General features: G+C 43.4%; 14 protein-coding genes. 6 read left to right on the top strand and 8 right to left on the bottom strand.

The features are described 5' to 3' along the window. Positions 1-153 precede the first annotated feature (153 nt). Complete coding sequence (locus tag ACUYLD_RS16995; RefSeq protein WP_322161428.1) at positions 154-1371, top strand: macrolide family glycosyltransferase; 1218 nt, start codon at positions 154-156, stop codon at positions 1369-1371. An 8-nt stretch (positions 1372-1379) separates the two neighbouring features. Here the strand turns inward: ACUYLD_RS16995 and ACUYLD_RS17000 are convergent, their stop codons facing one another. The 4 genes from ACUYLD_RS17000 to ACUYLD_RS17015 form a co-directional block, all read right to left on the bottom strand. Next, positions 1380-2606 carry a sugar efflux transporter gene (locus tag ACUYLD_RS17000; protein ID WP_446675576.1) on the bottom strand — a complete coding sequence of 409 codons (1227 nt, stop codon included), beginning with the start codon at positions 2604-2606 and terminating at the stop codon, positions 1380-1382. Between the two features lie 182 nt (positions 2607-2788). After that, positions 2789-2962, bottom strand: coding sequence for a helix-turn-helix domain-containing protein (locus ACUYLD_RS17005; protein ID WP_235306397.1), 174 nt, complete (start codon positions 2960-2962; stop codon positions 2789-2791). 88 nt (positions 2963-3050) lie between these two features. After that, entirely contained in the window at positions 3051-4556 is a 1506-nt protein-coding gene (locus ACUYLD_RS17010; RefSeq protein ID WP_446675577.1) for an alpha/beta hydrolase family protein, read from the bottom strand. 294 nt (positions 4557-4850) lie between these two features. Beyond that, positions 4851-5624, bottom strand: a complete 774-nt coding sequence (locus ACUYLD_RS17015; RefSeq protein WP_446675578.1) for an alpha/beta fold hydrolase — start codon at positions 5622-5624, stop codon at positions 4851-4853. A gap of 185 nt (positions 5625-5809) precedes the next feature. On the opposite strand from ACUYLD_RS17015, the gene ACUYLD_RS17020 reads away from it, so the two are divergent. The 4 genes from ACUYLD_RS17020 (at position 5810) to arsC (ending at position 9659) form a co-directional block, all read left to right on the top strand. Continuing rightward, on the top strand, positions 5810-7402 hold the full coding sequence (locus ACUYLD_RS17020; RefSeq protein WP_446675579.1) for an alkaline phosphatase family protein: 1593 nt from the start codon (positions 5810-5812) through the stop codon (positions 7400-7402). A gap of 79 nt (positions 7403-7481) precedes the next feature. Next, on the top strand, positions 7482-7835 hold the full coding sequence (locus tag ACUYLD_RS17025) for an ArsR/SmtB family transcription factor (protein ID WP_446675580.1): 354 nt from the start codon (positions 7482-7484) through the stop codon (positions 7833-7835). 89 nt (positions 7836-7924) lie between these two features. Then, on the top strand, positions 7925-9214 hold the full coding sequence (locus tag ACUYLD_RS17030) for an arsenic transporter (RefSeq protein WP_302055486.1): 1290 nt from the start codon (positions 7925-7927) through the stop codon (positions 9212-9214). 25 nt (positions 9215-9239) lie between these two features. After that, on the top strand, positions 9240-9659 hold the full coding sequence (arsC, locus tag ACUYLD_RS17035) for an arsenate reductase (thioredoxin) (RefSeq protein ID WP_061828947.1): 420 nt from the start codon (positions 9240-9242) through the stop codon (positions 9657-9659). 41 nt (positions 9660-9700) lie between these two features. On the opposite strand, the gene ACUYLD_RS17040 is transcribed toward arsC, so the two are convergent. Then, the gene (locus ACUYLD_RS17040) at positions 9701-10096 is read right to left on the bottom strand and encodes a winged helix-turn-helix transcriptional regulator (protein ID WP_013373192.1); all 396 of its coding nucleotides are present in this window, start codon (positions 10094-10096) and stop codon (positions 9701-9703) included. Between the two features lie 161 nt (positions 10097-10257). Between ACUYLD_RS17040 and ACUYLD_RS17045 the strand changes: the two genes are divergently transcribed. Continuing rightward, the gene (locus ACUYLD_RS17045) at positions 10258-10818 is read left to right on the top strand and encodes an NAD(P)H oxidoreductase (RefSeq protein ID WP_103048320.1); all 561 of its coding nucleotides are present in this window, start codon (positions 10258-10260) and stop codon (positions 10816-10818) included. Between the two features lie 96 nt (positions 10819-10914). On the opposite strand, the gene ACUYLD_RS17050 is transcribed toward ACUYLD_RS17045, so the two are convergent. The 3 genes from ACUYLD_RS17050 to ACUYLD_RS17060 all read right to left on the bottom strand — a co-directional run bounded on the left by ACUYLD_RS17050 (position 10915) and on the right by ACUYLD_RS17060 (position 14140). Continuing rightward, positions 10915-12165, bottom strand: a complete 1251-nt coding sequence (locus ACUYLD_RS17050) for an ABC transporter permease (protein ID WP_446675581.1) — start codon at positions 12163-12165, stop codon at positions 10915-10917. After that, positions 12149-13468, bottom strand: a complete 1320-nt coding sequence (locus tag ACUYLD_RS17055; protein ID WP_341163059.1) for an HlyD family secretion protein — start codon at positions 13466-13468, stop codon at positions 12149-12151. Before ACUYLD_RS17055 ends, ACUYLD_RS17050 begins: the two co-directional genes overlap by 17 nt. Positions 13469-13606: 138 nt before the next feature. Then, complete coding sequence (locus ACUYLD_RS17060) at positions 13607-14140, bottom strand: MarR family winged helix-turn-helix transcriptional regulator (RefSeq protein WP_336078213.1); 534 nt, start codon at positions 14138-14140, stop codon at positions 13607-13609. Between the last annotated feature and the right edge of the window lie 50 nt (positions 14141-14190).

Below are 14190 nucleotides of genomic sequence, written 5' to 3' on the forward strand. Positions count from 1 at the left end.
TAGCGTTCAGCCTCGCTTATTTCAATAGTTTGAGTAGAGGATACATACTTGATTTTCGGTATTGAAAATACTTGTTTATATGGTAAATGTTTGCTATGTTAAAAGTGCATTTATCTCAAATTGAAATTTATTATTGATTTGGAGGTGTAAGGTATGGCACGTGTGTTAGTAGTGATCACGCCAGCTGAAGGCCATGTTAATCCGACATTAGGATTAGTAAAAAGGTTGGTAGACAGTGGGGAGGATGTTGACTATGTGTGTACGGAAGAATATCGTACGAGAATTCAACAGACAGGAGCACAGATGATCACCTACCCTTTTGTGGATGATGCTTTTTCTAAAGACTCTGATTTAAAGCCAGCAGAATACAAACATCATTATCAATTTGTGTACATGATGGTAAAAGGTATGATTCTTCCGATTATTCCAGAGGTTTTGAGAGTTATTGAAAACAGAACCTATGATTATTTAATCTATGATTCTTTGATGGGCTGGGGAGGCACGATTATTGCTGAGAAGCTAGGAATCCCTGCTGTGTGCTCTATCGCTTCTTTTGCTTTCGTAGAGCCATTGGGATCGGGGCAAGGCATGAATGACAATGATCCGGAGGTAAAGAAGTTGTACACGGCTACGATGCAAATAACGCATCAACTAGCTAATGAGCTTCAGGTTGAGGCTCCAGCTATAGAAAAGATTGCTCCTCATGGCGGGCGCTTAAGAATCGTTTATACAAGCCGCTATTTTCAACCGCAAGCTGATAAACTGGATCACAGTTTTATTTTTACAGGTCCTTCTATTGTACCGCGTAAAGATGCTCCATCTTTCCCGTTCGAACAACTTCGTGTTCTACATCCACAGGCGGTTTACATTTCGATGGGTACTATTTTGAATAAAGACTTAGAATTTTATAAGCTTTGTTTTGCAGCATTTCGCGATTTGCCTGTGCAGTTTGTGCTGTCTTCAGGCAATTATACAGACATGGAGCCCTTGGCCCCGTGTATCCCTGACAATTTTATAATCAAGCCTTATATTCCGCAATTGGAAATGCTTCAGCATGTGGACGCTTTTGTTACACATGCGGGGATGAACAGTACAAGTGAAGCCTTATATTACAATGTACCGCAGGTCATGATTCCTTTAACATCGGATCAGCCGATCGTAGCTAGTCGGGTGCAGGAACTGGGAGCGGGTGTTGTTGTGGATAAAAATAAGCTTACACCCGCTAGTTTGAGAGCTGCCTTATTAGAGGTATTGAGTCATCCGACCTATAAAGAACAGGCTCATGTGATCGGCGAATCATTACGTCAGGCTGGTGGGTACAGACATGCGGCAGATACAATTATGAGTCATTTCTCCACCATAGAAAAATAAGGCGCAGTCTATATACTGTGATTCCTTTCTTTTAAAGCAGCAGATTTTTCAAACTCTAATTTCTTCGAAATTGCCAGGAGACCCAGGGAGCAGATGATTAGGGCCAAACATACCCAATAGGTGTTTCGGTAACCCATCCATTGAGCGGTTAATCCGCCCATCAAGCTCCCCACCAGTCTTCCGATAGTTGTCGCATTGGAATATAGCGTCGATGCGTACCCTGGAAGAGAGGGCAACAAATCCTGCATGTAACTAATGCCAATGGCAGAAATCACTGCAACAAAGAAGGCTAGAAGAAGTTGCCCCACGAATAGCTGCCACATCTCCGTAGACATAAGGACAAGGATATAATAGACAACTCCTGTTAATGCCCCTAAAAATATAAGCAAACGGTTGGAGTATTTAGCTGCTAGTACGCCTAGCATAAGCATCAAAGGTATTTCTAAAATGGCGCAAATACTGGATACTAGAGCAACGTCACTTGTGTCACCTTTTAAATTGTGAATGATGAACAAGGAAATATTTAAACTATTCATCCAGTGAGACGTATAGAGCAGAGTAAGAACTGAGAAAGGGATCAGAATCTCAATATTTTTATGTAATGTAATGTTATGAAGTGAAAGTTGATTTTTATGTTTAAGCTGAGCGGGAGGCTGCTGGATAAAAAAGAATAAAAGAGCAGCAATGAGAACAAAAATAGAGGTCGTTCCCATAAAGATACCTTTAAAGCCCGTATGTGCAATCAAAAAGGAACCAAAAAGCGGCCCGGTAATAAAGCCGAGAGAAAACATAGACCGAAGTGTTGAATTAGCAAAGGCGTGATCCGCAGATTTACTGCGATCTACTGCTTCACGTGCACTGGCAAATAACTGCGGCATCCCAGGAGCACCAATGGCCGTAAAGATCGTCATATAAACAAAAAGTACATAAAAATTTTGGATTACAAGATATCCTGCAAAGGCTATGGCATTAAATAACGTACAAATCACCAAAATTTGTTTACGATCTAATCCGGTATCAGAACGTTTGGCAATCAGAGAGCTTATCCATATGCCACAAATCAAAGTTACCGCTGTAAACACACCAAAGGTTCCCACAGATACGCCAAGTGTACTTGTAAAATATACAGCCAAAAAAGGTGCGCTGATGGATATAGCCATGCCTTGCAATAACATGCAGATCATGAACAATGGGTAGTTAGGGATAACAAAAAGATTCTGAATACGCTTTAGCATTTCATTTTTACACTCCTTCCGAATACATACCTATCCTAACCAAACTATATATGACTTTAGCATAATTTGTATATTTACATGGTGTAAAATATTATATATTATTTTTCGCTTTGATGAGCAGGACAATATACAGGCAAAGATACTGTCTATTCGTTCCTGATGATTGGTAGACCGCCCCTTGCTCATAGCTTTCGCTTCCCCATTCCGTACAACTCATAGCGATGTCGCCATTTCACTAAGGTGGTAACGCTGATGTTATGTTTTTTGGCTACTTCCACACGGCTGCTCTGTCCTGCTTTTAACTCCTGTATGATGGCTAGTTTCTCAATCGCATTGTATGCGTTCTTCTTAGACAAAGGAAAACTCCCCTTCAAGTAGCGGTTTATTTATTAAACCTGCCTACTTGAAGGGGAGCATATCAAAATCGGTAGCCTGTTCCGTAATTTATAATAGCGAGGTTACGAACTTCACCTCCGGAAAGCGGCTATCCGGTCCTTTCATTAAGATACCGCCTTGATTTTTCAGATACCTATCGAAGAAATCCAGCATATAGGCATTGATAACGGAGTTCGCTCTTTCGGGCGCAATCTTTCCTGTAATGCCCAGTATTTCGAAAATCGGAGAAATAAACTGTACGTCGGCAAAATTCAAGTGCTCCGTATTTTCGATATAGAGGACTTGTCCCCCTTCGTTGACCGCTTCGCGCATCCGTTCAAGCTCCAACTTTTTATCTTCCGTTACTTGATCCTCCCACTCTCTTGTTGAGCCCATACGGTTAAGCTCTGCATCCGTGTAGACCCGGTTATCCATCACCATTTTTAATTTTTCGAAATAGCTTTCCGAGTTGATGAACAAAAACGGCTTTCGCAGACCGTCTCTGTCACGCAGTCGATAAAGCCCTCCATCAAGGTCTATTCCAACCGTGACTCGCGGATCGTAAGAAGCGTCATAGGCCGTCGCTCCGCCGATGGAATGACCGAACACCCCGACATGACCGAGATCAATCCTCCCTTTTAGATGACTTGTAATCTGCCCCGATTGGATGAGCTCGAATTGGTCCAGCGCAAACGCCACATCGCCGGTTAAAACTTTTCCCAACTTGTCGCGATTTCCTCTACTCGTCTGGTAATCATGGGCGGGCGAGAATAAGTCGTTGGTTGTGCTGGTCGTGATTCGCCCGTCCGGAAACTCGGTTGCAAAGGTATTGTAGGTGTGGTCGATCACTGCCACGATATATCCATGACTCGCGAGATTTTCGGCTTGCGACGTGTGGAGGAACCTGGAAGAGCCATTGCCGGGATTCGCAAGGATCAGCGGGTATGAAGTCTGTGCCGAAGAGACTTCGGCCCCCGAATAAGCATGACTGGATACGTACTTCAGATGTTGAAAAGTAAACTCAGGAAGGCCATAGTCCGCGGCCATATAACGTAAAATCTGGGTATCGGGAATAAAGGGAGCGTACTTGTCGGTGCCAGCTTGAGCCGGATACCATACCTGAACCATCAATTCCCTTTTGCCTGTCGCGGTTTTGCCAAATGTCTCCTCCCGGCTTGGATCGATGAAATGAAAGACTTGCGTGCCTACCTTCAACTCGCCGGTTGGCGCCGGAAAGTCGAATACGGGAAACACATAGAGGAAGCACGCCGTTGCGATTAGCCCAATCACGATAAAAAGGCGGCCCAGCACCCTACGGATTCGCGAGGCAGTCCGAACGACTTTCAGCGTTATGAAAACGTCTATAAGCGAAAGCATAAGCATCAGGATCGTAAATCCGTATAAAAATAAAAGCTGAACCCTGTATCCTTCGACAAGCAAATGTATCACTAAAAAAATAGAGCCTGCTCCGCTTGTCAGGAGCAAAGCTGGTCTTCGGATACGTTGATTGATAATGAACAGGAGTGCCAACAAACAAGCACTTGAAAAGAATAGCAGCATTTCAAAAAACCTCACGCCAACTCCCCCTTAAAAATAATCCTATCAATGGATTAGTATAGAGGAGCAGCTAGGTTGATACCATTGATCTAGATGACAATTGCCTAACACTCTTGTAAGGTTGCGCGACGATGGCGCAGAAAACAGCATGTAATGTGCTGATTCCTGCCTTTCGGCCGGGGTCCGGAAAGGAATGCCCCATCCGCCGCATGTCATGGCCAACGGATGTTGACAGGTGGGGGGCTATTTGACGCTTAACGTAACAGAAGTGGGATGTAGATATGTATGTGGAATTATCCTGTAGGATTTGCCTTAAAGGCTGAACCGATCTACGAACTGCTTGATCAGTTCATTCAATAATCCGGCGGCCTTCGTAGGAAGGCGATGATCAGCTTTCTTAAGGAAAACCAGCTCACTATTTGGTAATTGTTGATGCAATATTTTGGCATAGGGATGAAAGTGCTTATCTTTTTCACCATAAACGAGCAGGACAGGAAGATGGATTTCCCCGAGCCGTGAGGTGCAGTTGTAATTCAAGCTGTATCGATAATATTGTTCGACATTCCTGGGATTTCCCTGCTTCGCATCGTTGAATAACTTACGGAATAAAGATAGCTGTTTCGTTTGTGACCAAGCATTAGAAAGGGCAATCGTACCGATTGTGCCGATTTTGGAAAGAGCAATGCCCAAAGAAATTTTATTTCTTAGTCGCCATTCGTTTACTTCCGACATTCCACTAATAACAATGCCTCCCCATGCTCGATCTGGATAAGTCAAGAGGAATTCAAGTACTATCGAGCCCCCGGTAGAATATCCACATAGAAATACTTTATCAAGGCTCATCCGGTCCATCAAATGTTTAATATCCAGGGCGATGAGAGGGTAAGTAACCGTTTGTTCGGAAGGCTGACTTTTACCGTGTCCTCTAATATCAAAAGCTATAGTCCGAAAATGGGGCGAGAGTCCTTGGATTTGGTATGTGAAATTTAAGCTTGTGAGTACTGGAGGGTGAATGAATAGGATGGCCATTCCTTCACCGGAATCCATATAATGCATGGAGTATTCGTTTATGTTTGTCGTAGTCATGGTCATGCTCCCTCCCTGAATAGTTTGATCTTAAATTTGGCCTATTAGATCCAAAAAATTCATGGAGGTCTAACTTTAATTGCTTGTATGAGATACCTTTGTCCCGATGATCCAATGCAGGAATAATATTTTAAGTACAAGAAAAAAATAAGAAGATCAAGTTTTTCTAAGAAAGGGACACATACATGGGCATGAAAAATAAAGTTACCATTGCAGTAGTGCTAAGTTTATTGTTGTTGATCTTGGGCTGTAGAGCGGACTCCAGTCAACAACTAAAACAACAGAGTGTGAAACCACCTATTACAGTAAATCAAATGAGCAAAAAACCTGTCATTGTGATCTTGATTGATTCGTTAATGGATAAGCCTTTGCAAGACGCGATTCAAGCAGGCCGCGCACCGGCAATGCAATATCTCCTGAAACATGGGCAATATCTTCCGCAGGTAGTGAGTTCATTTCCCACGATGTCTGTGACAATCGACAGTACATTATTAACGGGAACGTATGCAGACCAACATCATGTGCCTGGACTTGTTTGGTACAGCGACCAAAAGAAACGCATGATTCTCTACGGCAATGGTGCCAAAGAAGCCTTGAAGATAGACCAACTGCAAGTATTCTTAGACGCAATTTACCAATTAAACCAAGTTCATTTGAACAAAAAAACGAAAACCATACATGAGGAATTGGCTGACAAAGGTAAAGAATCCGCGTCCATCAATGCTGTTGTCTTCAGAGGGAAAACGAAACATGCCTTAAAGGTGCCTGACTTCATAGCGAATAGCAACAGGGTGCCAGAAAAAATGATAGTAACAGGACCTAAATGGTTATCTTATGCAGCTCTGGCACAATTGAATCCGAAAAATAGCTGGAATACTCCTTTGTGGAAAAAATTTGGGATGAACGACGAATTTTCCGCAAAAGATACCGCTTTTCTAATAAGTCAGAAGAAACTTCCAGACGTAACCATCACATACTTTCCAGAGAATGATAATTTGGCGCATAGAAAGGGCCCGACTCAACTGGAGGGAATCGAAAAAGCGGATCAAGCACTGCAAACAGTGTTGAATGCATATGGTTCGTGGGAACAGGCTGTAAACAATGCGACATGGATTGTCATGGGTGACAGTGCGCAAAGCGCTATTTATAATGATCGACAGGTAGCAACGGTTGATTTAAAGTCGCTTTTGAATCATTACCGGATTGCAAAATTAAATCAACCAATAAGAAACGATGACCAAATCGTGATTTCTGCTAATGAACGGATGGCTTATATCTATGCCATAAACGATGATGTGGAGTTATCGAATGTGGTGAAGTTTTTACAAAATGAGGACAAGCTCGACATTATCGCTATGAAAGATGGTAAAAACAATATTCATGTTACAAAGGGGAAAAAGGGTAAGCTGTTTTCTTATCATCCTGGTGGAAAATACACCGATGAATATGGACAATCGTGGACATTATCGGGCGAAGAAGAGCTTGTGGATATTACGATAAATAACAACCGGATCAAATATGGAAAATATCCAGACGTTTTGGCGAGGCTGCACGGAGCTATGTATTCACATGAAGGAAGATATATTGTCGTCACGGTACAACCCGGATATGAACTCGTCGGTGAAAGTTCTCCCACCCACATCGGAGGGGGAGCTCATGGATCGCTGCATGAAAAAGATTCCCTTGTCCCATTAATTATTTCCGGAACGAATACACGCCCCAAAACACTGCGAATCGTTGATATAAAAGACTGGATTATGCAATTGGTGAATGGATAAGTATTATCGTTCTTGATATTAAAAACGTACTCCATTAGTATATAAGCATACAGTTATATAAATGAAAGGAGGTTACACATTGGAGCAACTTGGTTATGTAGCCGATCATTTAAAGCTACTGGGGGATAAGACCCGCTTGGCTATGCTTTCCCTGCTAAGAGAAAGAGAATGGTGTGTTTGCGAATTTGTAGATATCTTTGATATGTCGCAGCCAGCAATTAGCCAACATTTGAGAAAATTAAAGTCGCAAGGAATTGTAAAAGAAGAACGACGAAGTCAGTGGGTATACTATTCCTTAAATGTAGACGACAAGCCGCAAATTCAAGCCGTTCTTGAGCGTATGCCAGACTCCAAGCAGATTTTAAAATGGCTGAATAAAGAGGAGCCGATAGCATCTTGTGCACCGGATTCATCGGCTTGCTGCTCATCCTAAAGGCTGTTCCGTTTATCTCCTTGGGGGATAGACGGTGTTTTTTAACATAATTATATGTTTATAAGGTAATGTGATGGAGGTTTAAAACATTGATTTTGTTGGCATGCATTATATTTTTAGCCACTTTAGTGCTGGTGATCTGGCAGCCTAGAAATCTGTCTATCGGCTGGTCTGCTTGCGGAGGTGCCATACTCGCCTTGCTGGTGGGTGTCGTCGATTTGCATGATGTTTGGGAAGTTACTCATATTGTCTGGAATGCGACACTGGCTTTTGTAGCCATTATTCTGATTTCGTTGGTGCTTGATAAAATCGGCTTCTTCGAATGGGCGGCGCTTCACATGGCACGAGCTGCACGAGGAAGCGGAACCCGGATGTTTGTTTATGTGACCCTTCTTGGCGCCGTTGTTGCTGCTTTTTTTGCGAATGACGGTGCGGCCTTAATACTGACACCGATTGTACTGGCGATGGTTCGGGCACTTAAATTGGATGAGAAAATGATTTTTCCTTTTATCATAGCGAGCGGTTTTATTTCAGACACGACGTCGCTTCCGCTTGTGGTCAGCAATTTGGTCAACATTGTGTCAGCCGATTTCTTTGGGATCACCTTTATGGAATATGCGAGTCGCATGATTGTACCTAATTTATTTTCTTTAGCAGCCAGTATAGGAGTACTGTATCTTTTTTTCCGCAAAAGAATTCCGAAAACGTTTGATACGGCACAATTAATCACGCCTGCGGAAGCGATTAAAGATCCAAAAATGTTCCGTATGTCTTGGATCGTTCTCGCGGTTTTGTTCGTTGGCTACTTTGCATGCGAATTTTTTAACATTCCCGTTTCGGTGGTGGCCGGTATTATTGCTATCTTTTTCTTATTGATGGCGCGTAGAAGCCCTGCAGTGCCGATGAAAGAAGTCATCAAGGGCGCTCCATGGGCCATCGTATTTTTCTCTATCGGGATGTATGTTGTGGTGTATGGTCTACGTAATGCCGGTTTGACGGATCTACTGGCCCATGTGATTCAAGCGGCTGCCGATCAAGGTATGTTTGTGGCCACCATGGGCATGGGTTTTATTGCGGCGATTATTTCGTCGGTCATGAATAACATGCCTACGGTCATGATTAATGCGCTTGCCATTGATGCCACCCATACAACCGGTATGGTCAAAGAGGCGTTGATTTATGCTAACGTCATTGGTTCTGATCTGGGGCCGAAAATAACTCCGATCGGTTCATTAGCCACGTTGTTGTGGCTGCATGTGCTTCGTTCGAAAAACGTAAAAATTTCTTGGGGGACTTATTTTAAGACAGGCATTGTCTTAACCATTCCTACACTTTTTATGACCCTACTGGGCTTATATCTATGGTTAATCATTTCATAATTGAACATTGAAGGAGACGGTAATGATGGAAAAGAAGACAATTTACTTTTTATGCACTGGTAATTCTTGTCGCAGTCAAATGGCAGAAGGCTGGGCCAAAAAATACTTGGGAGACCGTTGGAATGTATACAGTGCGGGCATTGAGGCACACGGCCTTAACCCTAAAGCGGTGCAAGCGATGAATGAAATAGGGATCGATATCTCCGGTCAAACTTCAGATATTATAGATCCTGCTTTGCTGAACAGCGCGGATTTGGTTGTGACCTTGTGCGGAGATGCTGCAGATAAATGTCCTATCACACCTCCGCACGTTCGTCGTGAACATTGGGGATTTGATGATCCGGCTAAAGCACAAGGAACAGAAGAAGAGAAATGGAGCGTGTTCCAGCGTGTACGGGATGAAGTCGGGGCTCGTATTCGGAAATTTGCGGAGACTGGTGAATAAACAAGGTGCACAGCTATAGTATTTCAAACAAGCACGCCTCCTTAAAGAGGTGGTGCTTGTTTGGCGTTTTTTTCCTTCACAGAATACTCTTCCAGCACCTTTGTTTTATCTCCATAGATCCTATCCAAATGATCTTCTCCCCATAAACAAAAACGATCAAGCAGATCTTTAAAATCCCATCCATATTCACTAAGCTCGTACTCCACTTTGGGTGGAACCTGGTTATAAATGATGCGGTGGATGATTCCATCCTTTTCAAGCTCTCTAAGCTGTTGGGTAAGCACTTTTTGGGTGATTTTCGGAATGAGTTGACGAAGTTCGTATGTACGTTTTCTGCCGCTGGTTAAATGATGTAGGATGATGCCTTTCCACTTTCCACTGATGACCTCCAAAGTTGCCTCGATCCCGAGCATATAGGTTTTGGCTTTGTCTTCCATAGACTTTCCCCCTCTCCGATCTGTAGTACAAAAGGCACTAAGGAACCTTAAAGTACCTACAGTACATTGAAGTGCGTACTTCACACTCTAATGTATAACATCCATAATAGCATCTGTAGACAGGATTCAACAATTATGAGGAGAAAGAAGGTTACGGATACATGAAAGTTCTATTGGTCGTCACGCATCCTAGAGAAGATTCACTTACCCTTGCGGTCATGAATCGTTTTGTAGAGGGATTGAAAGAGAATAAGCACGAGGTAGATATTTTGGACTTGGATCGGGATGGATACAATCCGGTGTACAGCGCTGCAGATGAGCTGGATTGGAATACGACCCATAAACAATATGCTCCTGAAACGCGGAAAGAAATGGATAGAATTGCAGCTGCGGATGCTCTGGTCTTTGTGTTTCCACTATGGTGGTACAGTGTGCCTTCCATGCTAAAAGGGTACCTGGATAAAGTCTGGAACAAAGGTTTACTTCAGGAATTTACGACGAAGCAGGTTTTGTGGATGTGCTTGGCAGGAGGGACGAAAGAACATCTGATCAAGTATGAATATCACGATTTGGTTACGAATTATTTGAATAAAGCCATTGCTGGTTACGCAAGAGTAAGAGAGTCCAAGGTGGAGTTCTTCTATGATACTTTGTCCGAGTCGAAAGAATACATTGAAGGTTTACTGGAGCACGCTTATCAATTAGGTCGGGCATATAAGTAAATTTTATTCTGATAACAATGATAATTTAATATTATTGAAAAAGGGTTAAGGCTCGTTAGACGGCACTTAACCCTTTTTTATTTTACAGACGAGACTCTATCCTTTTATAGGCTCGTGCAGAGGTGCTGACGGTGCCCCTTGCATAGATAACCCGCCGCCAGTTGTGCTTGCTGGAACAACGGGATGTGGTGAGCCCTTTTCAGAAGCAGAACCCGCAGTCTGCTTGGCCAGCTTCTGTTTCTCCCATAGGGCTCTGGCGATCACCAGCATGGAGAGTACACCCACATATAGTAACAGAGAACCGAGTTCGGGAAGCATCTCTTGCAAGGGTGCACCACGCAGACCCATGGTGCGCAGGAATTTATACATCCATACAAAGGGGAAGAAATCACCGATTTGAATCGCTAAAGGTGGAAACAGTGATCTGGAAAGAACAGCCCCCGATAGAACAAAAGCAGGCATGAGTATCATCACCATTCTGCCAATGGCTATTCCCGGATGTGCAGCGCCCCATGCAACCAGGACATTGATACAAACGGTACCGAATACATACAGGACAACCGGAATTATAAAGAGAATTGGATTGGCCTCGAAACGGCCTCCCCCAAACACTTTAAGCATCCCGAGAGAGAAGATTAAGCCAGCCGTCGAAAACAGCGTATAAGGAAGCATACGCAGCAGGATGTTGAATGGATTTTGCAGCTCAGCAGCCAGCCTTTTGGAAACCCGGAGTCTGGCGACCAGAGGTAAGCTATTGATATTGAGTATCATAAAAGAGAACATACAAGTGAATGCAAGTATCGTCGTATTCTGATAGTCATTAGTTGGATTAAACAGGGAACGCACTTCCAAGGCGATACCATTGAGGGCCCCTTGAGCCTGTTCTGCGTTCATCCCGGTTTTCAACATAGCTGGAACAGACAATTCCATATTCTCGGAAACGCTAATTTCCTGCATAGCTGTACGAATCGAAGTAATAGATTGAACATTGGTATTATCGAGAATGAGACCCACGCGGCTGGAAAGGGAGCGATTGTGATTATCCTCTAAACCATGCGGCAAGGAAATAACAGCCAAATATTGCTCGTGATAAAAATACTGTTCAGGGTTGTCCGTATACGAAACAATCTCAGCTACGTTCATATACGGGGAAGCATCTATTTTCTGAATGAACTCACGGCTGTAAGCTGTGTTATCTTGATCCACTACTACCACGTTAGCGTCGTTAATTTGGCTGCTTGGGAGCAACAGTGAATACCCCAGTACGGCAATCAACGGGAAGATAATAGCTATGATCGGATACTTGGAGTGAACCAGATACGACCATTCATCACGAAGAGATTTCATTTGTATTCACCTCAACTGTCATGCCTGGTAGCAAAGCTGCTTCTCTTGTTACATATACACGTACCTGGAATGTAGCGGTATCTGCTTCTCCTTTTTCACGGGACATCTTCACATTAGCGAATTGTGGTGCAGCAGTTACATAGCGTACCGTACCTTTCAGGTCCTTATTGAGACCAGAGATATGAGTTTTAATTTCTTGATTGGCCTTGAATTTCCCCGCTTGTTCTTCATTCACATAGAGATCGTAATATAAATCATTGGTTTCCAGGGTAATCACAGGAGCCCCTTGCGCCACATTTTCGCCGACTTTGGTACTAATCGAAGTAACCTTGCCATCCTGTGGTGCTTTTAACACCAGGCGTTCTTTTTTGAGCAGCAACGTTTTAAGCTGAACTTCCTGTGTGTCTTTTTGTTGCTTTAAGAGGTCAATAGCCAGCTTCTGATCTGCCAACTGTTGACGACTCTGCTGAATGGTTTCTAGCTGGGTCTTGGAACGATCGACGGACAATTGGGCACCGCGAATTTCTTCCTCGGCTTGTTTTACCGAAACGGCTGCTTGTGTCGTCTGTTCACTGGCCTGCATACGTTCTTCGGAAGTGGCACCATGAAGTAGTTTTTGAAGAGACTCTTTTTGCTGGCTCAACTGATTTGTCGCTAAAGTCAAAGAGGATTCGGCATCATCCAACGCTGCTTTGGATGCACTTCCTGCATCATAGAGTGCTTTATTACGCTTATAGTTGGTTTGCGCCGTCTGAACGTTTTTGGTAGCGGAGGCTACGGCAATTCGTTGCTGCTGAACATCTTCAGCCCGAGCCCCGTTATTGACCTGTTGTTCCGCAGCAGTGGCTTGACGCTCAGCCGCTTGTGCCCGCTGCAATGCCGCCTGACTTTTACGCTCAGTCACTTGAGCTTGCGCGATATCTAGCTGTGCCTGTTTTTCCTGAGTTGCTGCTCGTGTATACCCTAAATGGATGGATTGTTGTTGTTGGCTGATTTGCGTATTGAACTGGGCGATTTGTGTCCGCAGCTGCTCAATTTGCAAATCCACATCTGTGGAATCCAAAGTCATAAGGACAGTTCCTTTTTTTACCTTAGTTTCTTCTGTTACCGGGATGTTCAGGATTTTGCCTCCTACTTGTTCAAACGATACATGAATGCTATCCGCATTTAGTGTTGTGCCTTTAACGGATCGAGAAGCATTGACTTGATCTTGTCCGTTGGTCTGGAGTAGGAACCCCCCGCCGATAAGACAGGCGATAGAAATGAGAGGGATGATGAGGCTGGTGACTTGTGTGCGATTCATGAGTAATACGCTCCTTAAATTCATAAAATGAGTTAAACAGAGACTCGAATAAATAAATATCCTGATATGTACATTTTATTTATTCTTTTATTTAATATTTTAAAAGTTAGTCGGCTAACTAAAACGCAAAATTAAAACTTATTCTGGTTTTGCTGCTTTATATATCTCTTTTGCTTGAGGGATGCCGCTTTCTATTTTTTGCAGTAAAGTCAGGAGCAGCTCTTTTTCATCGGTGGACAGGTAGCTCATCAGTGTGGAAGTGCTTGTAAAATGTATAGGCAGCAGTCTTTCCATCATTTCTGTTCCTTGATCGGTCAGTTTAACAATGCTCATGCGGCGGTCGGAAGGATGAACAGATCGAATAATAAGCCCATCGCGTTCCAGGCGGTCAAGCAGACCGGTAACGGTAGGCTTGCTAACCCCTACTTTCTCCGCAAGCTCTGTAGCCAGCAATCCTGTATGGATGTTGCGGTACAGAAGAATTAATATCGAAAATTTACCATGAGATATACCGAATTTCTCAAAGCCCTCAAAGCTGACTTTAAAAACACTGGAAGATACTCGCATAAAAAATAACATCGCTTCCGTCGCTCTTACATCAATCTCGGGGATACGCTTAGAAAATTCTTGTAGCGCCTCACGAGTGGGCAAGTCCCGTAAATCAAAATCCATAAGGTTCTCCTTTCTTTTTACAGTATGTTCCAATCGACAAATTAGTTAGC

The organism is Paenibacillus sp. SER-28 (assembly GCF_052906305.1).

Excerpts from the sequence above, each read along its gene's own strand:
- ACUYLD_RS17015 (WP_446675578.1), bottom strand. The coding sequence starts at position 5,624 with ATGACTACGACAAACATAAACGAATACTCCATGCATTATATGGATTCC.
- arsC (WP_061828947.1), top strand. The coding sequence starts at position 9,240 with ATGGAAAAGAAGACAATTTACTTTTTATGCACTGGTAATTCTTGTCGC.
- ACUYLD_RS16995 (WP_322161428.1), top strand. The coding sequence starts at position 154 with ATGGCACGTGTGTTAGTAGTGATCACGCCAGCTGAAGGCCATGTTAAT.
- ACUYLD_RS17000 (WP_446675576.1), bottom strand. The coding sequence starts at position 2,606 with ATGCTAAAGCGTATTCAGAATCTTTTTGTTATCCCTAACTACCCATTG.
- ACUYLD_RS17060 (WP_336078213.1), bottom strand. The coding sequence starts at position 14,140 with ATGGATTTTGATTTACGGGACTTGCCCACTCGTGAGGCGCTACAAGAA.
- ACUYLD_RS17055 (WP_341163059.1), bottom strand. The coding sequence starts at position 13,468 with ATGAATCGCACACAAGTCACCAGCCTCATCATCCCTCTCATTTCTATC.
- ACUYLD_RS17045 (WP_103048320.1), top strand. The coding sequence starts at position 10,258 with ATGAAAGTTCTATTGGTCGTCACGCATCCTAGAGAAGATTCACTTACC.
- ACUYLD_RS17050 (WP_446675581.1), bottom strand. The coding sequence starts at position 12,165 with ATGAAATCTCTTCGTGATGAATGGTCGTATCTGGTTCACTCCAAGTAT.
- ACUYLD_RS17020 (WP_446675579.1), top strand. The coding sequence starts at position 5,810 with ATGGGCATGAAAAATAAAGTTACCATTGCAGTAGTGCTAAGTTTATTG.
- ACUYLD_RS17040 (WP_013373192.1), bottom strand. The coding sequence starts at position 10,096 with ATGGAAGACAAAGCCAAAACCTATATGCTCGGGATCGAGGCAACTTTG.